This is a genomic window from Actinacidiphila sp. bgisy160 (genome assembly GCF_965342435.1).
Lineage (GTDB): Bacteria > Actinomycetota > Actinomycetes > Streptomycetales > Streptomycetaceae > Actinacidiphila.
In genome coordinates, this window is the sequence record NZ_CBDRCM010000038.1 from 58,314 (window position 1) to 76,590 (window position 18,277).

An 18,277-nucleotide genomic window follows, 5' to 3' on the forward strand; every position below is an offset into this window, starting at 1 on the left:
CATGGCTTCCACCCCTGACAAGCCGAACGCCGCCGCGCGCCGCAAGGTGAGCCGCCACCGCGGCGAGGGCCAGTGGGCGGTCGGCCACATGACGCCGCTCAACGCCAACGAGCAGTTCAAGCGGGACGACGACGGTCTCAACGTGCGGACACGCATTGAGACGATCTACCGCCACCGCGGCTTCGACGCGATCGACGGCGCCGACCTGCGCGGGCGCATGCGCTGGTGGGGTCTGTACACCCAGCGCAAGCCCGGGATCGACGGCGGCAAGACCGCGATCCTGGAGCCGGAGGAGCTGGACGACAAGTTCTTCATGCTCCGGGTCCGCGTCGACGGCGGCCGTCTCACCACCGAGCAGCTGCGCGTCATCGGCGAGGTCTCGCAGGAGTTCGCCCGCGGCACCGCCGACATCACCGACCGGCAGAACATCCAGCTGCACTGGATCCGCATCGAGGACGTCGCCGAGATCTGGCAGCGCCTGGAGGCCGTGGGCCTGTCCACCACCGAGGCGTGTGGCGACACCCCACGGGTCATCCTCGGCTCGCCCGTCGCCGGGATCGCCGAGGACGAGATCATCGACGGCACCTGGGCCGTGGACGAGGCCCACCGCCGCATCGTCGGCAACAAGGAGTTCTCCAACCTCCCCCGCAAGTTCAAGTCGGCGATCTCCGGATCGCCCCTGCTGGACGTGGCCCACGAGATCAACGACGTCGCCTTCGTCGGCGTCCGCCACCCCGAGCACGGCCCGGGCTTCGACGTGTGGGTCGGCGGCGGCCTGTCCACCAACCCCAAGATCGGCGTGCGGCTCGGCGCGTGGGTGCCCCTGGAGGAGGTCCCCGACGTCTTCGAGGGCGTCATCTCGATCTTCCGCGACTACGGCTACCGGCGACTGCGCAACCGCGCCCGGCTGAAGTTCCTGGTCGCCGACTGGGGCGCGGAGAAGTTCCGGCAGGTGCTGGAGGACGAGTACCTGGGGCGCGAGCTGGCCGACGGCCCCGCCCCCGACCAGCCGGTCCGGCAGTGGCGGGACCACGTGGGCGTGCACCGCCAGAAGGACGGCCGCTACTACGTCGGCTTCGCGCCGCGCGTCGGCCGGGTGGACGGCACCACCCTCAGCAAGATCGCGGAACTCGCGGAGGCGCACGGTTCAGGCCGGCTGCGGACCACCGTCGAGCAGAAGATGATCGTGCTGGACGTCGAGCAGGACCGGGTCGACTCGCTCGTCGCGGGCCTGGAGGCGCTGGACCTGCAGGTGAGGCCCTCCCCCTTCCGGCGCGGCACGATGGCCTGCACCGGCATCGAGTTCTGCAAGCTGGCCATCGTCGAGACCAAGGCGCGCGGCTCCTCGCTGATCGACGAACTCGAGCGCCGGCTGCCGGAGTTCGACGAGCCGATCACGATCAACATCAACGGCTGCCCCAACGCCTGCGCCCGGATCCAGGTCGCCGACATCGGCCTGAAGGGCCAGCTGGTGCTGGACGACGAGGGCAGGCAGGTGGAGGGCTACCAGGTGCACCTGGGCGGCGCGCTGGGCCTGGAGGCCGGTTTCGGCCGCAAGGTCCGCGGCCTGAAGGTCACCGCGGACGAGCTGCCCGACTACGTCGAGCGCGTCCTGAAGCGGTTCCGGGCCGAGCGGACGGACGGCGAGCGCTTCGCGCACTGGGTGACGCGGGCGAGCGAGGAGGCTTTGTCGTGAGCGAACGTGCCGCACCGTTCCACTGCCCCTACTGCGGTGAGGAGGACCTGCACCCCGCGGAGCAGGGCCACGGCGCCTGGGAGTGCCGCTCGTGCAACCGCGCGTTCCAGCTGAGGTTCCTGGGCCTGCTGGCCCGGGGACTGCGGACCGAGACCCGTGAGGGAGGCATTTCGTGACCACCGCACAGCAGCACACCGCGGACGAGCTGCGGGCGCTGGCCGAGCAGGCGGGCCGCGACCTGGAGGACGCCCCGGCGCCCGACATCCTGCGCTGGGCCACCGCGACCTTCGGGTCCCGGTTCGCGGTCACCTCCTCGATGGAGGACGCGGTCGTGGCGCACCTGGCCTCGCGCGTCGCCCCGGGCGTCGACGTCGTCTTCCTCGACACCGGCTACCACTTCCCGGAGACCATCGGCACCCGTGACGCGGTCGCCGCCGTCATGGACGTGAACGTCATCACGCTGACGCCGCGTCAGACCGTGGCCGAGCAGGACGCCGAGTACGGGCCGCGGCTCCACGACCGCGACCCCGACCTGTGCTGCGCGCTGCGCAAGGTCAAGCCGCTGGAGGAGGGGCTGACCGGCTACGACGCCTGGGCCACCGGCCTGCGCCGTGACGAGTCCCCCACCCGCGCGCACACCCCCGTCGTCGGCTGGGACGACCGGCGCGGCAAGGTCAAGGTCTCCCCCATCGCCCGCTGGACGCAGGACGACGTGGACTCCTACGTCGCCGAGCACGGGGTGCTCACCAATCCGCTGCTCATGGACGGTTACGCCTCGGTCGGCTGCGCACCCTGCACCCGCCGGGTGCTGGAGGGCGAGGACGCCCGGGCCGGCCGGTGGGCGGGACGGGGCAAGACCGAGTGCGGGCTGCACGGCTGATGACGACGGAACGGACCTCCCGGGAGGGGCGGATGAGCGTGACGGACGCGGGCGCCACGGTGTGGCTCACCGGTCTGCCGAGCGCGGGCAAGACCACGATCGCCCAGGCGCTGGCCGGCCGGCTGCGCGGTGACGGGCACCGTGTGGAGGTCCTGGACGGCGACGAGATCCGCGAGTTCCTCTCCGCGGGCCTCGGCTTCGGCCGCGAGGACCGGCACACCAATGTGCAGCGGATCGGTTTCGTCGCCGAACTCCTCGCCTCCAACGGCGTCAAGGTGCTCGTACCGGTCATCGCGCCGTACGCCGGCAGCCGGGAGGCGGTCCGCAAGCGCCACGAGGCGCGGGGCACGACATACCTGGAGGTGCACGTCGCCACCCCGGTGGAGGTCTGCTCCGCGCGCGACGTGAAGGGCCTGTACGCCAAGCAGGCCGCGGGCGAGATATCCGGGCTGACCGGGGTCGACGACCCGTACGAGGCACCCGAGGTCCCCGATCTGCGGATCGAGACCCAGGACCACACCGTCGAGGACTCAGCGGCGCTGCTGACGGCACTGCTGGTGGAAAGGGGACTCGCGTGAACGGGGCGCACCTCCCGGCGACCGCCCGGGGGGCACGCGCGGCCACCGGGCCGCGGCCGAGCGACCAGCCGCCTGTTCGCCGCGCGGGCGGACACGGGGGCACCACCCAGGCGCGCGCTCTGGGGGAGAATGAAGGGAGCACAGCGTGACCACGGTAGTCGCGGTCGACGAGAGCACCGGCAATCCCTTCGCGCTGTCGCACCTGGACGCGCTGGAGTCGGAGGCGGTGCACATCTTCCGTGAGGTGGCGGGAGAGTTCGAGCGGCCGGTGATCCTCTTCTCCGGCGGCAAGGACTCCATCGTCATGCTCCACCTGGCGCTGAAGGCCTTCGCCCCCGCGGCGGTCCCCTTCTCGCTGCTGCACGTCGACACCGGCCACAACTTCCCCGAGGTGCTGGAGTACCGGGACCGTACGGTGGCGCGGCACTCCCTGCGGCTGCACGTCGCCTCGGTGCAGGACTACATCGACGACGGCCGGCTGCGCGAGCGCCCCGACGGGACCCGCAACCCGCTGCAGACGGTGCCGCTGACCGAGGCCATCCAGGAACACCGCTTCGACGCGGTCTTCGGCGGCGGCCGCCGCGACGAGGAGAAGGCCCGCGCCAAGGAGCGGGTCTTCTCGCTGCGCGACGAGTTCTCCCAGTGGGACCCGCGCCGCCAGCGCCCCGAGCTGTGGCAGCTCTACAACGGGCGGCACGCCCCCGGCGAGCACGTGCGTGTCTTCCCGCTGTCCAACTGGACGGAGCTGGACGTGTGGCAGTACATCGCCCGCGAGGGCATCGAGCTGCCGCGGATCTACTACGCCCACGAGCGCGAGGTGTTCCGGCGCGGCGGCATGTGGCTGACCGCGGGCGACTGGGGCGGCCCGAAGGACACCGAGACGGTGGAGACCCGGCTGGTCCGCTACCGCACGGTGGGCGACATGTCCTGCACCGGCGCGGTGGACTCCGACGCCGCCGGCATCGACGCCGTCATCGCCGAGATCGCCGCGTCCCGGCTCACCGAGCGGGGCGCCACCCGGGCCGACGACAAGCTCTCCGAGGCCGCGATGGAAGACCGCAAGCGTGAGGGGTACTTCTAGCCATGACCACCGGCACCACCGCCGAGCAGCTCTCGGCCACCTCTCTGCTGCGCTTCGCCACCGCGGGTTCCGTCGACGACGGCAAGTCAACGCTGGTCGGCCGGCTGCTGCACGACTCCAAGTCGGTGCTCGCCGACCAACTGGAGGCCGTCGAACTGGCCTCGGCACGCCGCGGCCAGGACACGCCAGACCTGGCGCTGCTCACGGACGGCCTGCGGGCCGAGCGTGAGCAGGGCATCACCATCGACGTGGCGTACCGCTACTTCGCCACGCCGCGGCGGCGGTTCATCCTGGCGGACACGCCGGGGCACGTGCAGTACACCCGGAACATGGTGACCGGCGCCTCGACCGCCGAGCTGACCGTGATCCTGGTGGACGCCCGCAACGGCGTCGTCGAGCAGACCCGGCGGCACGCGGCGGTCGCCGCCCTGCTGCGGGTTCCGCACGTGGTGCTCGCGGTCAACAAGATGGACCTGGCCGACTGGTCGGAGCCGGTCTTCGCGGCCATCGCCGAGGAGTTCACCGCCTATGCGGCCTCGATCGGCGTCCCGGAGATCACCGCGATCCCGATCTCGGCCCTGGCCGGCGACAACGTCGTGACGCCGTCGGCACACATGGACTGGTACGGCGGCCCGACCGTCCTGGAGCACCTGGAGACCGTCCCCGTCGGCACCGACCCCAGCGGGCAGCCGGCGCGCTTCCCCGTGCAGTACGTCATCCGGCCGCAGACCGCCGAGCACCCGGACTACCGCGGCTACGCGGGGCGGATCGCCTCCGGCGTGCTGCGCCTCGGCGACCCGGTGACGGTCCTGCCGTCCGGGCTGACCAGCACGATCAGCGGCATCGACGTGCTCGGCACCCCGGTGGAGGTGGCGTGGGCACCGCAGTCGGTGACGCTGCTGCTCGGCGACGACCTGGACATCTCGCGCGGCGACCTCATCGCGCCGTCCGACGCCGCCCCGGCGACCACCAGGGACGTCGAGGCGACCGTGTGCCACCTGCACGAGCGGCCGCTGAAGGTCGGCGCGCGCGTGCTGCTGAAGCACAGCACGCGAACGGTCAAGGCGATCGTGAAGCGGCTCCCGTACCGGATCGACCTGGCCCGGGGGCTGGAGCACCAGGACGAGCCGGGCGAGTTCGGCGTCAACGACATCGGCACGGTGGTGCTGCGCACCTCGGAGCCGCTGCCGCTGGACACGTACGCCGCCTCGCGGCTCACCGGTTCCTTCCTGCTGATCGACCCGGCGGACGGCGCCACGCTGACCGCCGGCATGGCGGGCGAGGCCTTCGCCGCCCGCACCGCCACGGCCGCGGGCGACGCGGCCGGTGACGACGAGGGATGGGATTTCTGATGGCGTTCGACGACGCCTTCGCCGGATTCGCCAAGGAGGGCGGTCGTGTCGGCAGCGGCTGTCTGGGCAGCGGCACGGGCGGTGTGACGCGATGTGCGCGTTGACCCCGTCCGAGCACCGCACCCGCGCCGCGCAAGCGGCACCGCACCACCGACGACCAGACAGCCACCACCCCGGCGCGCCCTAGAGAGCGCCGGCCGGGGCCATCGAGAGGACCGCCTCCCGTGACTGCCGATCGCACCACCGCCCCGAGAAAGTCCGCCCGTCGCCGCCTCCTGGCGGGCGCCGCCCTTCTGCCGCTGCTGGCCCTCGCCGCCTGCGGTTACGGCTCCGAGAAGAAGGACGACACCACCAACGCGGCCGCGAGCAGCGGCACCAGCAAGAAGCTGTCCGCCTCGACGGTGAAGATCGGTTACTTCGCCAACCTCACCCACGCCACCGCGCTGGTGGGCCTGAAGGAAGGCTTTTTCGCCGAGGAGCTCGGCTCGGGCACCACGATCAAGGAGTCGGTGTTCAACGCCGGGCCCGCCGAGATCGAGGCGCTCAACGCCGGCTCCATCGACATCGGCTGGATCGGCCCCTCCCCCGCGGTCAACGGCTGGACGAGGTCCGGCGGCAAGAGCCTGAAGATCATCTCCGGTTCGGCCTCCGGCGGCGTCAAGCTGGTCGTCGACCCGGACAAGATCAAGACGCTGAAGGACGTCAAGGGCAAGAAGATCGCCACCCCCCAGCTCGGCAACACCCAGGACGTGGCGTTCCTCAACTGGATCGCCGAGCAGGGCTGGAAGGTCGACGCGACCAGCGGCAAGGGCGACGTCTCCGTGGTCCGCACGGACAACAAGATCACCCCCGACGCCTACAGGGCCGGCTCCATCGACGGCGCCTGGGTGCCCGAGCCCACCGCCTCCAAGCTGGTCGCCGAGGGCGCGAAGGTGCTCCTGGACGAGAGCGGACTGTGGCCGGACAAGAAGTTCGTCATCACGAACGTGATCGTCTCCCAGACGTTCCTCAAGGAGCACCCGGACGTCGTCGAGGCCGTGCTGCGCGGCTCGGTGAAGACCAACGCCTGGATCAACGCCAACCCGGACAAGGCGAAGGCCGACGCCAACGCCCAGCTGGAGAAGCTCTCCGGCAAGCCGCTGCCGGCCGACGTCATCGACCCCGCGTGGAGCAGCATCCAGGTCATCGACGACCCGCTGGCGTCCACCCTGCGGACCGAGGCCGACCACGCCGTCACCGCCGGCCTGCTGGAGAAGCCCGCCCTCAAGGGCATCTACGACCTGACTCTCCTCAACAAGGTCGCCGAGGCCTACGGCAAGCCCGCCGTGGACGACGCCGGTCTCGGCGGCTGACGCCCGGCAGCACCCCATGAAGCCCGCAGCCCCAGCCCTCAGGAGGTGACGCCATGGCCACCGCACTCACCAGGCAGCCCGCCGTGCCGGTCGACGCGGCTCCCTACGCCGCACGGCTCGAGCACGTCTCGAAGTCCTTCGGCCGTCCCGGCGCGGAATCACACGTGCTGGACGACATCAGCATCGACGTCGCCCCCGGCGAGTTCGTCTGCCTCCTGGGGGCCTCGGGCTGCGGCAAGTCCACCCTGCTCAACCTGGTCGCGGGACTCGACCGGCCGACCGCCGGGCGCATCGAGACCCCGGGCGGCCGCCCGGCCCTGATGTTCCAGGAGCACGCCCTGTTCCCGTGGCTCACCGCGGGCAGGAACATCGAACTCGCCCTGCGCATGCGGGGCGTACCGCGCGCCGAGCGGCGACCGGAGGCCGAGCGACTGCTGGAGGTCGTCCGGTTGAAGGGCGCGTACGGCAGGCGGGTGCACGAGCTGTCCGGCGGGATGCGGCAGCGTGTCGCGCTGGCCCGCGCCCTGGCGCAGGACAGCCGGCTGCTGCTGATGGACGAACCGTTCGCCGCGCTCGACGCCATCACCCGCGACGTCCTGCACGGGGAACTCACCCGCATCTGGGCCGAGACCCGCCTGTCGGTGCTCTTCGTGACCCACAACGTCCGCGAGGCGGTGCGGCTCGCGCAGCGGGTCGTGCTGCTCTCCTCACGGCCGGGACGCATCGCCCGGGAATGGGCGGTCGACATCCCGCAGCCGCGCCGCATCGAGGACCCGGCGGTCGCCGAGCTGTCCGTCGAGATCACCGAGCACCTCCGGGGGGAGATCCGCCGTCATGGCCGGCACTGAGACGAAGGCAGAGGCAGGGCCGGGCGGCGACCTCGCGGGACTGGAGGCCGGGCTCGACGCGCTGGAGACCAGGTCCGCGACCCGGGTGCCGCCGGCCCGCGTGCTGCTCCGGAAGGCCGTTCCCCCGGTCGTCGCCCTCGCGCTGGTTCTGGTGGTGTGGCAGCTCGCGTACCACTTCGAGGTCAAGCCGCACTACCAGCTGCCCAGTCCGGCGGAGGTCGGCCGGGCCCTGCAGGACAAGTGGCTGGACGGCACCCTCCTGGGCTACGTGTGGACCAGCCTGTCGCGCGGCGCGCTGGGCTTCGCGGCCTCCGTCGCCATCGGCACGCCGCTCGGGCTCGTCGTGGCGCGGGTCCGGCCGGTGCGGGCGGCGATCGGGCCGATCCTGTCCGGCCTGCAGTCCCTGCCGTCGGTGGCGTGGGTGCCCGCGTCGATCATCTGGTTCGGGCTGTCGGACGCCACGATCTACTGCGTCGTGCTGCTGGGCGCGGTCCCGTCGATCGCCAACGGACTGGTGGCAGGCGTCGACCAGATCCCGCCGCTGTTCCTGCGGGCGGGCCGCACCATCGGCGCCACCGGCATCCACGCCGTGCGCCATGTGCTGCTGCCGGCCGCCCTTCCCGGCTACCTCGCCGGCCTCAAGCAGGGCTGGGCCTTCTCCTGGCGCTCGCTGATGGCCGCCGAGCTCATCGCCACCTCCCCCGACCTGGGCGTCGGCCTCGGACAGTTGCTGGAGCAAGGGCGCGAGCTGTCCGACATGCCGAGCGTGCTGGCCGCGATCCTGCTCATCCTGGCCGTCGGCATCGGCATCGAACTGCTCGTGTTCGCACCGCTGGAGCGGTCGGTGCTGCGCGGCCGCGGCCTGTTCGCACGGGGCTGACGGTGACCACGCACCCCGTCCTCCTCGTCATCGCCCACGGCAGTCGCGACCCGCGGCACGCCGCGGCCGTCCACGCCCTGACCGCGCGGGTCCGGGCGGCCCGGCCCGGTCTGCGGGTCGGGACCGCGTTCCTCGACCACTGCGCGCCGAGCGTGCCGCAGGTCGTCGACCGCCTCGCCGCGGAGGGCGTACGCGACGTGGTGGCCCTGCCACTGCTGCTGACCCACGCCTTCCACGCCAAGGCCGACATCCCCGCGGCGCTGCGCGAGTCCACGGCGCGCCACGCCCGGCTGCGGGTACGCCAGGGCGACGTCCTCGGCCCCTCACCCCTGCTGCTGTCCGCCCTGGAGCGGCGGCTGCGCGAAGCCGGGCTGGGCCCCGGCGACCGCCCCTCGACCGGCATCGTCCTGGCCTCGGCGGGCTCCTCCGACCCGGAGGCGATCGCGGTGATCGCAGAAATCGCGCGGGAGTGGCGGCGCACCGGTTGGTGTGCCGTGCGGCCTGCGTTCGCCTCCGCTTCTCTTCCCACCACGGATGAGGCGGTGCGCCTGCTGCGCACCGAGGGCGTCCGGCACGTCGCGGTCGCGCCGTACGTCATCGCGCCGGGCTTCCTGCCGGACCGCATCGCCCGTGGGGCCCGCGCCGCCGGTGCGGACGTCCTCGCCGGGGTCCTCGGCGACGCCCCCGAGGTGGCCCGGCTGCTGCTGCGCCGCTTCGACGAGGCGCTGCTGCCGCGGCTGTGGCCGGCGCTGGCCTGAGGCGCCGCGGGGCGCGGCCGGCGTGCCGTCAGGCCGCGACGTCCGCCAGGCGTTCCACCTGGGTCAGGTCCGACGACCAGCAGTAGAGCATCACTTCGTCGGCGCCGATGCCGTCGTACCCGGCGACCGCGTCGCGGATCTGCTCCGGGGTGGTCAGCAGGCCCTCCGCGACACGGTCGGCGATCCCGCTGAAGGCGTAGTAGTCACGGATGTTGGCGCGGGCCGCGGTGACGACCGCGTCCGGTCCGAGCGCGACGTTGGCCTGGGCGACCAGCCGAGGGCGGCCGGTCCGCGCGTGCCGCTCCCAGCTCCGCTCCGCCTCGCGGAAGAGCCGGTCCATCGCCTTGGGCGGCAGCCCGGCGCCGAGGAAGCCGTCGCCGTGGCGGCCGACCCGGTCCAGCGCCGCCGGGGCGAAGCCGCCGAAGAGCACCTCTGGCCCGCCCGGGGTCGCGGGGGCGGGGCCGATCGGCCCGGCCCCGTCGCCGTACGGGTCACCGGCCCAGAGGCGGCGCAGCAGGCCCATCTGCTCGTCGAGCAGGCGGCCGCGGCGGTGGAAGTCGGCGCCCGCCGCGAGGAAGTCGTCCTCGCGCGCGCCCACTCCGACGCCGAGGGTGAAGCGGCCTGCGGCGAGGAGGTCCAGCGTCGCCGCCTGCTTGGCCAGGACGGCGCCGTCGCGGAACGGGGAGATGAGGACCTCGGTCTGCAACCGGATCCGGTGCGTCGCCCCGGCGAGCACGGCGAGGGTGACCAGCGGTTCGGGGTTGTCGTACACGAGGCGGTCGAGCAGGCCGAGGCTGCTGAAGGGGCCGTCGTCGGCGCGGCGGGCCCAGGTCGTCAGCACGGCGGGGTCGTCGACAGGAAGGCCGAGACCGATCTTCATGGGGAACTCCTCGGGAAGGGCACGGACATGTGGTGCCGCCCCTCCGTCACCGCGCACCGACCGTGCGGGCCGCTCCCGTTCTGCGGCGTCCTTCAGGGGAGCGTGATCAGCGAGTGTGCTCACCGTAACGCGCCGCCCCCGGCCCCGGCGACTGATTTCCCCGTGTCGCGACGGCCGGGGGCGCCACGCGAGTGAGGACCTAGTAGTAGTGGCGCAGCCACGACCACAGCTGCGACCAGGGCGCGTTCGGGGCGGCGCACAGCACGATCGCGGCGTCCTGCTCCTCGTTGGCGACGTGGTGGCCGTTGTCGACGCCGCCGACCCGGCGGCAGTCGGCGAAGTACCGTTCGAGGCCGTCGGCCCCCTCCTGGCGGACCAGCAGCACGGGACCCGTCGCGGAGTCGGGCGGCGGGCCCCAGTCGGCGAAGCTCATGTGGGCGGAGTAGGGGGCGGGCAGGCCGCGGGCTGGACCGTAGTGGGCCAGGGCGCCGGCCTCGCCGTAGTTCTGGGCGAATACGACCGCGCGCGGCCGGTCGGCGACGGGGACACCGGACCAGGCGTCGGCGACGGCGTCGGCGAGCTGCGGCCAGCCGATCTGCTCGCCCTGCTCCTTGTTGACGCCGTTCACCGCGCCCACCGCGCCCGGCGGGAGCACCGGCAGCGAGATCAGGGCGCTGACGACGGCCGTCAGCGCGACGGCCCACCACATGGCGCGCGGCCGGGAGGCAGCCGTGACACAGCCCGCCGCGAGCAGCGCCAGCAGCAACGGCAGGCAGTAGTAGGGCTTGCCGCCCGAGACGACCACCACGACGGCGAGAAGGAGATAGGCCGGGACGAACGCGCGCGCCCACCGCAGCGCGGGCTCGCGCCACAGCCGCAGCCCGCCCGCGATCCACACCGGGACGAACGCCGGTGAGAGGAAGACGATCTGCTGGGGCACGAACAGGACGCGGTTCTCGGCGCCGTCGTCCGCGCTGATGCCGCCCGCCACGGTCAGCTGGGGCCAGCCGTGCGCCGCCTGCCACCACAGGCTGGGCAGGGCCACCGCGAGCGCGACGACGGCTCCGGCGAGCGGCCACCAGCCGCGCAGCACGTGCCGGGGACCGGTGGCGAGCAGCGCCGCGAGCAGGGCCACGGCCAGCAGGGCGACCAGGTACTTGTTCTGCATGCCGATGCCGAGGGCCGCGCCCACCGCGGGCCACAGCCGGCGGTCGCCGGTGCGGAGCAGTCGCAGCACGAGCCAGCAGACGACCACCCACACCAGGACGTCGAAGGTGGCTGTGGAGACCATGTGGCCGACGGCCAGGACGAAACCGGAGACCGCGGTGCACGCCGCCGCGAGCACCTGCGCCGTGCGCCCCCCACCCAGTTCCCTGGCGACGGCGGCGACGACCACGACGGTCGCGGCGCAGGCGAGGGTGGCCACCACCCGCAGCCCGGCGGGCGTTTCGCCGAAGACCGCGGTGGACAGCCGGGCGGCGAGCGGGGTCAGCGGCGGCTGGTCGACGTAGCCCCACGCGGGATGGTCGCCGGCGACGAGGAAGTACAACTCGTCGCGGTGGAAGCCGTAGCGGCCGGACAGCGCCGTCAGCACGGCGACGACCGCGGCCGCGACCCCGAGCACCGGCGCGGTGGCGAAGGACGCCACCTGCGCGCGGACGTGCGTAGCGGACATCGCCCACCCCCCGGTGTTCCCCACCGACGAAGGTACCCGGGAGCAGGCCCGGAGGCCATGGGCGGTGGCCGGACGCCGATCGGTAGTGTCCTCACACACGGATTCGGGAGGGGTCATGGAGCGGACTGGACGACGACGGCGCATCGCCGCCTGGGTGCTGGGACCGGTGGGGCTGGTCCTCATGGTCGGCGCGGTGGCCCTGGTCAGGGCGGGCTACACCACGGCCACCATCTCGAGCCAGGCCATGGAGCCGACCTACTCCCCCGGTCAGCGCGTCCTGTTCGAGCGGATCGACGGTGACGAGGTGCGGCGCGGCGACGTGGTGCTGATCGCGGCACCGGAACGCTACCAGGGCGGGCCGGTGCTGAAGCGTGTGATCGGCACGGGCGGCGACCGTGTGGCGGAGCGGAGCGGCGGACCGGTGACGGTCAACGGCAAGGAGCTGTCCGAGCCGTACGTCAAGAACGGCGATCCGTCCGGCGGCGCGCCCGCGTTCGACATCACGGTGCCCCGGGGGAGGCTCTTCCTGATCGGCGACTATCGCGCGGATTCCTTCGATTCCCGCTGGTTCCTCAGCGACGAGTCGGGCACGCTCCCCGCCTCGGGGGTACGAGCCCGGGTGCTCGAGGACCGCACCGGCCCCCTGGTGCTGGGCCTCGCGGCGCTGCTCGGCTTCGCGCTCGCGATCACCGGCCTGGTGCTCGGCATCCTCGCTCGGATCGCACGGCACCGGGAACGGTACCCGGCCGCGCCGTCGACGGCCCCCATCGCCTGGGGCCATGTGCCGCCGGGCAGCTAGCGCTTTTCGACGTCGAAGCGGCTCAGCCGGGAGCCCCCGGCGCGCGAGGCGCGGTCGAGCAGCGCGCTCAGGGCGCGGCGGCCCGGCGTGAGCCGTACGCGGGCCTCCGCCGGGAGGACCCAAATGGTCCGGGAGTCGCGCAACCGCAGGCCCCAGCGAGCCAGTTCGCGGGGGTCGTCGCAGCTCCAGCCGACGTTGACGGCGCACGTGCGACCGGCCTCTGCGGAGCCGACGGTGGCCATGCCCGCACCGTACAGCGGTCAGGCGCCGCGCAGGGCGTCGGCGAGGGGGCCGTCGCCGGTGACCTCGGCGCCGCCGTCCCGCAGCGACTCCGCGATGCCGCGGACGGCTCCCGCGGGCAGGGCGAGCACCGCATCGGGGCGTTTGGCGGGGCCGTCGGCGTACGACGGGACCTCGCCGCCGAGTTCGATGTGGAAGGCGCCCTCGTCGAGGCGGACCTCGACCACGCCCGCGGGGACCCCGGGGAGCGCGGCGAGATGGCGCATGAGTGGCACGGCGGCCCAGTGGGCGCGGACGGCGTCGGTGGGCCGGGGGTCCAGCAGCTCCGGCGCGCCCCACTCGGCGAGGGCACCGAGTACGGGGAGCAGTTCGCGGCCGCGCCGGGTGAGTTCATAGACGTACGCGGCGCCGGGCGGTGCGAGGCGCCGTCGGGTGACCAGGCCGTCGCGCTCCATCTCCTTGAGCCGGGAGGCGAGGACGTCGGTGCTGACGCCGGGCAGGTCGGCGTGGAGGTCGGTGTACCGCCGGGGGCCCGCGAGCAGCTCCCGGACGATCAGGAGCGTCCAGCGCTCACCGACGGTGTCCAGGGCCCGGGCGACGGCGCAGTACTGGTCGTAACTTCGGCGCGGCATGATCCCCAGTGTAGACAAGGAGTTGGACTTTCCAAGCGCGTACTTGGTAAAACCAAGGAGAGCAGCGTACGGAGCGGGATCACCGGACCGGGTCGGGAGGCCGTCGCATGGAGTACAAGCAGTCGAGCAAGCTGGCCGACGTCTGCTACGAGATCCGCGGGCCGGTGATCGAGCACGCCAACGCGCTGGAGGAGGCGGGGCACAGCGTCCTGCGGCTCAACACGGGCAATCCGGCGCTGTTCGGATTCGAGGCGCCCGAGGAGATCCTTCAGGACATCATCCGCACGCTCCCCACCTCGCACGGCTACAGCGACTCACGCGGCATCCTGTCGGCCCGCCGGGCGGTGGCCCAGCACTACCAGGAGCGCGGGCTCGCCGACGTCGGCGTGGACGACGTCTTCCTCGGCAACGGGGTTTCCGAGCTGGTGCAGATGGCCGTCCAGGCGCTGGTCGACGACGGCGACGAGGTGCTGATCCCGGCCCCCGACTTCCCGCTGTGGACGGCCGTGACGAACCTTGCCGGCGGCAAGGCGGTGCACTACCTGTGCGACGAGCAGGCCGACTGGTTCCCCGACCTCGACGACATCGCCTCCAAGATCACCAGCCGTACGCGGGCGCTGGTCGTCATCAACCCCAACAACCCGACGGGCGCGGTCTACCCGCGCGAACTACTCGAGGGCATGCTCGACCTGGCACGCCGCCATCATCTGGTCGTCCTCGCCGACGAGGTCTACGACAAGATCCTCTACGACGACTCTGTCCACCACTCGGCGGCCCAGCTCGCCCCCGACGTGCTGTGCCTGACCTTCAGCGGGCTGTCCAAGGCCTATCGCGTGGCGGGCTTCCGCTCGGGCTGGCTGGTCGTCACCGGACCCCGGCAGCACGCCAAGAGCTATCTCGAGGGCCTGACGATGCTGGCATCGATGCGGCTGTGCCCCAACGTCCCGGCCCAGCAGGCGATCCAGGCCGCGCTCGGCGGCCGGCAGAGCATCAAGGACCTGATCCTGCCCGGGGGGAGGCTGCACGAGCAGCGCGACAAGGCCTGGGAGAAGCTGAACGAGATCCCCGGCGTCAGCTGCGTCAAGCCCAAGGGTGCCCTCTACGCCTTCCCGCGGCTTGACCCGAAGGTGCACCGGATCCACGACGACGAGAAGTTCGTGCTCGACCTGCTGCTCCGCGAGAAGATCCAGGTCGTCCAGGGCACCGGTTTCAGCTGGCCGCGCCCGGACCACTTCCGCATCCTGACCCTCCCCCGCGCCGACGACCTGGACGCCGCCATCAGCCGTATCGGCCGCTTCCTCGCGGGCTACCGCCAGTAGCCCGGATCCGGGTACCGCACCCCGGATCCCGTTCGCGTGCGGCCGGGCGCCGGGAGGGTGTTAGCTGTAGGGGGCAAACACTCCCGTGGGCGGGGGTTGTCCCCACTCCCTGGGGAGGAGAAACCCGCCGCCGGTTCACCTGTCAGCCGGATGGGGCGGTGTCCCGCGGACCCATAGCGTCGTGGACGAGGCGGTGGTGAGGTTCCACCGCCCGGCTTCGAGGGGGTTCGCAACCGTGGCAAGCGCGCACGGCAGGGTACGTACCGCGGGGACGGTACGCGGGCAGGGCATCGCCGCCGCCATGGGCGGCTGGAGCGCCCGGCACCGCTGGACGGCGGTCGGGAGCTGGCTGCTCTTCGTCGTACTCGCGCTGGTCATCGGCTCGATGGCCGGGCGGGTCGACCTGACGGACCGGGAGGAGGTGCCCGGGGAGTTCGGGCAGGCGGTGGCCATCCTGGACAAGGCCGGGCTGAGCGACGGACCCGCCGGCGAGATGGTGCTCGTCCAGGCGGCCGAGGGTTCCCGGAAGGCCACCGACCCGGCCTTCCGGGCCGTGGTCAGGGAGGTCGTCGCCGCGGTGAAGGGCACCGGCCAGGTCACCTCCGTCCAGTCGCCGTACGACCTCGGGGCGGTCTCCGAGGACGGCCGGTCCGCGCTGGTGAGGTTCGACATGCGCGGCGACCCCGAGACGGCTGCCGACCGGGTCCAGCCGGTCGTGGACGCCGTCCAGGGCGTCCACGACGAGCACAAGGACCTGAAAATCGAGCAGTTCGGCGAGGCCAGCTCGGAGAAGGTCTTCAACGAGGCCTTCGGCAGCGACTTCCAGCGCGCCGAGTACTCGGCGCTGCCGGTCGCGCTCGGCATCCTGCTGATCGCCTTCGGCGCGCTGGTGGCGGCGCTGCTGCCGGTGGCGCTGGCGATGACGGCCTTCCTCGCCACGACCGGCCTGGTGGCCGTGGTGAGCCACGCCGTCCACATGAGCGACACCGCCAACTCCGTGATGCTGCTGGTCGGCCTGGCGGTCGGTGTCGACTACTGCCTGTTCTACCTGCGGCGTGAGCGCGAGGAGCGGGAGGCGGGACACGACGCGCAGACCGCGCTGCGCATCGCGGCGGCCACCAGTGGCCGGGCGGTGCTGGTCTCCGGCGTGACGGTGATCGTGGCGATGGCGGGCATGCTCTTCACCGGCATCGGCGACTTCAGGGCGATGGGCCTGGCCACGATGATGGTGGTGGCCGTGGCGATGTTCGGTTCGGTGACCGTGCTGCCCGCGCTGCTGTCCCTGCTCGGCGAGCGGGTCGAGAAGGGCCGGATCCCCTTCCTGCACCGCCGGGGCAGGGGGGCCGGCGGGGAGTCCCGCATCTGGCGGGCTGTCCTGGCCGGCGTGCTGCGCCGTCCGGTGGTGGCGGCCGCGGTCGCGGGCGGGTCGCTGGTCGCGCTGGCCGTCCCGGCGATCGGCCTGAACACCGCGAACCTGACACTAAGTCAGGAACTGGGCGACGACCTGCCGGTCGTCCGGGCTTACGAGGACATCAACAAGGCGTTCCCCGGCGGCCCGGACCCGGCCCAGGTGGTCGTCAAGGCCCCCGGCATCAGCTCGCCCGAGGTACGTCAGGCCATCGACGCCTTCTCCCGGGAGGCCGTGGCCAAGGGCGCCTCCCCCGGGCCGGTGGAGACCGAGCTCCACGAGAAGGAGGGCGTCGCCGTCCTCAAGGTGCCGCTGACGGGCGGCACCGACGAGGAGAAGGCCGAGGCCTCGCTGAAGGTCCTGCGTGACGAGGTGCGCCCGGGCACCCTGGCCAAGGTGGCCGGCCTCTCGGCGCCGATCGGCGGCTCGACCGCGGCGTCGATGGACTTCACCGACAAGATCGGCGACGCGGTGCCCCCGGTCTTCGCCTTCGTCGTGGCCTTCGCCTTCCTGCTGATGCTGCTCTCCTTCCGGTCGCTGACGATCGCGGTCACCTCGATCGTGCTCAACCTGCTGTCGGTGGGCGCCGCCTACGGCATCCTGACCATCGTCTTCCAGCACGGCTGGGGTGCCGGCCTGGTGGGCGCCGAGGGCGTCGGCGCGATCGTGGCCTGGCTGCCGCTGTTCCTGTTCGTGATCCTCTTCGGGCTGAGCATGGACTACCACGTCTTCGTGGTCTCCCGGATCCGCGAGGCGCGGATGCGCGGGCTGACCACGCAGGCCGCGATCCGGCACGGCATCACGACAACGGCCGGTGTGGTCACCAGCGCCGCGGTCATCATGGTGGCGGTCTTCGCCATCTTCGGCACGCTGTCCATGCAGAGCATGAAGCAGATGGGCGTGGGCCTGGCCGCGGCGGTGCTCATCGACGCCACCGTCATCCGCGGTGTGCTGCTCCCCGCGGTGATGGCCCTGCTGGGCGAGCGCAACTGGTACCTGCCCAAGTGGCTCGGCCGGCTGCCGGACATGACCCACGACGAGACCGCGGTCGCGCCGGCCCCCGTACGACCGGCGCCCGCCCCGGCACCGGTCGAGCCCTCGGGTGCGGGCCGCTGACCCGGCGCACCCGGCGAGGACGCTCCGGCCCGGCCCCCGTCGCCACGGGGGCCGGGCCCCGCCGTACCACGAGCCGTCTCAGGGCCCGCCGGCGCCGAACATCCCCACGAGGACCTCGACGACGAGCCTGCCCGTGCTCGCGGCACCCGTGCCGAAGGCGGTCGCAGGTAGCCCACGGCGGCGTCCTGCGGCGAGGGGGAGCCCTCCTCGGGCCGCCAGGCCGCCGGCATTTCGTCCTCGCCGCACACGAACGCGGCCAGCTGCCACCCGTCGCGCCACAGCACACTGCTGTGGGAGCCGACGGGTTCGAAACGGCAGGCCCGACCCGGAAGCTCGGCACGGACAGCGAACGAGGAGCCGGTCAGCCGCCCCGGCCCGAGGCGGAGCCCGGCCGTGTCGCCGCCGACCGTCACGGTCAGCCGGTCCGCGTCGCGGGTGCCCACCGGGGCCTGGGCACGGTCCCGCGCCTCCCCTTCTCGGACGATCGTCGCGGTGGGCAGCCCCGCCCCCTCCACCAGGCCCAGGGCCATGCCATCGCCCTGCTGGGTGATGGTCAGCGAACCGAACAGCTCGTCCCGCACCGTGCACCGAGGCGCCGAGGCACCGAGGCACCGAGCCGGCGGCCGGGACTGCGCCCATGTGCCTCACCGTCCCGTCAGAGGCGGCGTGACCGGGCGGCCACTCCCTCGCCGTAAGCCCACGCGAGGCCGCCCGGCGCGGCCGGGCCTAACGCTCGGCGCCGGGGGGGGGGGGGGGGGGGGGGGGGGGGGGGGGGGGGGGGGA

General features: G+C 72.9%; 17 protein-coding genes. 13 read left to right on the forward strand and 4 right to left on the reverse strand.

Features of this window, described 5'->3' with window-relative positions; translation table 11 throughout:
- Position 1: 1 nt before the first annotated feature.
- From ACRWNP_RS25970 to ACRWNP_RS26015, 10 genes are all read left to right on the forward strand, one after another.
- The gene (locus tag ACRWNP_RS25970) at positions 2-1,696 is read left to right on the forward strand and encodes a nitrite/sulfite reductase (protein ID WP_431965358.1); all 1,695 of its coding nucleotides are present in this window, start codon (positions 2-4) and stop codon (positions 1,694-1,696) included.
- Entirely contained in the window at positions 1,693-1,872 is a 180-nt protein-coding gene (locus tag ACRWNP_RS25975) for a hypothetical protein (RefSeq protein WP_431965360.1), read from the forward strand. Before ACRWNP_RS25970 ends, ACRWNP_RS25975 begins: the two co-directional genes overlap by 4 nt.
- Positions 1,869-2,576: a phosphoadenylyl-sulfate reductase gene (locus ACRWNP_RS25980; RefSeq protein WP_431965362.1), complete on the forward strand. Its 708-nt coding sequence runs from the start codon at positions 1,869-1,871 to the stop codon at positions 2,574-2,576. Before ACRWNP_RS25975 ends, ACRWNP_RS25980 begins: the two co-directional genes overlap by 4 nt.
- Before the next feature lie 32 nt (positions 2,577-2,608).
- Positions 2,609-3,154, forward strand: coding sequence for an adenylyl-sulfate kinase (gene cysC, locus ACRWNP_RS25985; RefSeq protein ID WP_431965364.1), 546 nt, complete (start codon positions 2,609-2,611; stop codon positions 3,152-3,154).
- Between the two features lie 145 nt (positions 3,155-3,299).
- Complete coding sequence (cysD, locus tag ACRWNP_RS25990) at positions 3,300-4,235, forward strand: sulfate adenylyltransferase subunit CysD (RefSeq protein WP_431965366.1); 936 nt, start codon at positions 3,300-3,302, stop codon at positions 4,233-4,235.
- A gap of 2 nt (positions 4,236-4,237) precedes the next feature.
- Positions 4,238-5,587, forward strand: coding sequence for a sulfate adenylyltransferase subunit 1 (locus ACRWNP_RS25995; RefSeq protein WP_431965368.1), 1,350 nt, complete (start codon positions 4,238-4,240; stop codon positions 5,585-5,587).
- 224 nt (positions 5,588-5,811) lie between these two features.
- Positions 5,812-6,939 (forward strand): ABC transporter substrate-binding protein, encoded by a 1,128-nt coding sequence (locus ACRWNP_RS26000; protein WP_431965370.1) that lies wholly within the window; start codon positions 5,812-5,814, stop codon positions 6,937-6,939.
- Positions 6,940-6,992: 53 nt separating this feature from the next.
- Positions 6,993-7,787, forward strand: coding sequence for an ABC transporter ATP-binding protein (locus ACRWNP_RS26005; RefSeq protein ID WP_431965372.1), 795 nt, complete (start codon positions 6,993-6,995; stop codon positions 7,785-7,787).
- Complete coding sequence (locus ACRWNP_RS26010; RefSeq protein WP_431965374.1) at positions 7,774-8,667, forward strand: ABC transporter permease; 894 nt, start codon at positions 7,774-7,776, stop codon at positions 8,665-8,667. The genes ACRWNP_RS26005 and ACRWNP_RS26010 overlap by 14 nt, the downstream gene beginning before the upstream one ends.
- Positions 8,668-8,669: 2 nt before the next feature.
- Positions 8,670-9,425: a sirohydrochlorin chelatase gene (locus ACRWNP_RS26015; RefSeq protein ID WP_431965376.1), complete on the forward strand. Its 756-nt coding sequence runs from the start codon at positions 8,670-8,672 to the stop codon at positions 9,423-9,425.
- A 28-nt stretch (positions 9,426-9,453) separates the two neighbouring features.
- Here ACRWNP_RS26015 and ACRWNP_RS26020 read toward each other — a convergent pair whose 3' ends face one another.
- Both ACRWNP_RS26020 and ACRWNP_RS26025 read right to left on the reverse strand, forming a co-directional pair.
- Positions 9,454-10,305, reverse strand: coding sequence for an LLM class flavin-dependent oxidoreductase (locus ACRWNP_RS26020; protein ID WP_431965378.1), 852 nt, complete (start codon positions 10,303-10,305; stop codon positions 9,454-9,456).
- Positions 10,306-10,504: 199 nt separating this feature from the next.
- On the reverse strand, positions 10,505-11,980 hold the full coding sequence (locus tag ACRWNP_RS26025) for a glycosyltransferase family 39 protein (protein WP_431965380.1): 1,476 nt from the start codon (positions 11,978-11,980) through the stop codon (positions 10,505-10,507).
- Positions 11,981-12,095: 115 nt separating this feature from the next.
- On the opposite strand from ACRWNP_RS26025, the gene lepB reads away from it, so the two are divergent.
- Positions 12,096-12,779, forward strand: a complete 684-nt coding sequence (gene lepB / locus ACRWNP_RS26030; RefSeq protein WP_431965382.1) for a signal peptidase I — start codon at positions 12,096-12,098, stop codon at positions 12,777-12,779.
- On the opposite strand, the gene ACRWNP_RS26035 is transcribed toward lepB, so the two are convergent.
- Positions 12,776-13,021 (reverse strand): hypothetical protein, encoded by a 246-nt coding sequence (locus tag ACRWNP_RS26035; protein ID WP_431965384.1) that lies wholly within the window; start codon positions 13,019-13,021, stop codon positions 12,776-12,778. The genes lepB and ACRWNP_RS26035 overlap by 4 nt on opposite strands.
- 18 nt (positions 13,022-13,039) lie before the next feature.
- Complete coding sequence (locus ACRWNP_RS26040) at positions 13,040-13,651, reverse strand: winged helix-turn-helix transcriptional regulator (RefSeq protein WP_431965386.1); 612 nt, start codon at positions 13,649-13,651, stop codon at positions 13,040-13,042.
- 107 nt (positions 13,652-13,758) lie between these two features.
- Here ACRWNP_RS26040 and ACRWNP_RS26045 point away from each other — a divergent pair, with 107 nt between their 5' ends.
- The gene (locus ACRWNP_RS26045; RefSeq protein ID WP_431965388.1) at positions 13,759-14,970 is read left to right on the forward strand and encodes a pyridoxal phosphate-dependent aminotransferase; all 1,212 of its coding nucleotides are present in this window, start codon (positions 13,759-13,761) and stop codon (positions 14,968-14,970) included.
- A gap of 301 nt (positions 14,971-15,271) precedes the next feature.
- A complete protein-coding gene (locus ACRWNP_RS26050; protein WP_431965394.1) occupies positions 15,272-17,494 on the forward strand; it encodes an MMPL family transporter in 2,223 nt (740 codons plus the stop codon).
- Positions 17,495-18,277: the final 783 nt, after the last annotated feature.

Bases quoted from the DNA above. Each gene is read 5' to 3' on its own strand.
- ACRWNP_RS25970 (WP_431965358.1), top strand. From the start codon at position 2: ATGGCTTCCACCCCTGACAAGCCGAACGCCGCCGCGCGCCGCAAGGTG.
- cysC (WP_431965364.1), top strand. From the start codon at position 2,609: ATGAGCGTGACGGACGCGGGCGCCACGGTGTGGCTCACCGGTCTGCCG.
- ACRWNP_RS25995 (WP_431965368.1), top strand. From the start codon at position 4,238: ATGACCACCGGCACCACCGCCGAGCAGCTCTCGGCCACCTCTCTGCTG.
- ACRWNP_RS26005 (WP_431965372.1), top strand. From the start codon at position 6,993: ATGGCCACCGCACTCACCAGGCAGCCCGCCGTGCCGGTCGACGCGGCT.
- ACRWNP_RS26010 (WP_431965374.1), top strand. From the start codon at position 7,774: ATGGCCGGCACTGAGACGAAGGCAGAGGCAGGGCCGGGCGGCGACCTC.
- ACRWNP_RS26020 (WP_431965378.1), bottom strand. From the start codon at position 10,305: ATGAAGATCGGTCTCGGCCTTCCTGTCGACGACCCCGCCGTGCTGACG.
- ACRWNP_RS26025 (WP_431965380.1), bottom strand. From the start codon at position 11,980: ATGTCCGCTACGCACGTCCGCGCGCAGGTGGCGTCCTTCGCCACCGCG.
- lepB (WP_431965382.1), top strand. From the start codon at position 12,096: ATGGAGCGGACTGGACGACGACGGCGCATCGCCGCCTGGGTGCTGGGA.
- ACRWNP_RS26035 (WP_431965384.1), bottom strand. From the start codon at position 13,021: ATGGCCACCGTCGGCTCCGCAGAGGCCGGTCGCACGTGCGCCGTCAAC.
- ACRWNP_RS26040 (WP_431965386.1), bottom strand. From the start codon at position 13,651: ATGCCGCGCCGAAGTTACGACCAGTACTGCGCCGTCGCCCGGGCCCTG.
- ACRWNP_RS26045 (WP_431965388.1), top strand. From the start codon at position 13,759: ATGGAGTACAAGCAGTCGAGCAAGCTGGCCGACGTCTGCTACGAGATC.
- ACRWNP_RS26050 (WP_431965394.1), top strand. From the start codon at position 15,272: ATGGGCGGCTGGAGCGCCCGGCACCGCTGGACGGCGGTCGGGAGCTGG.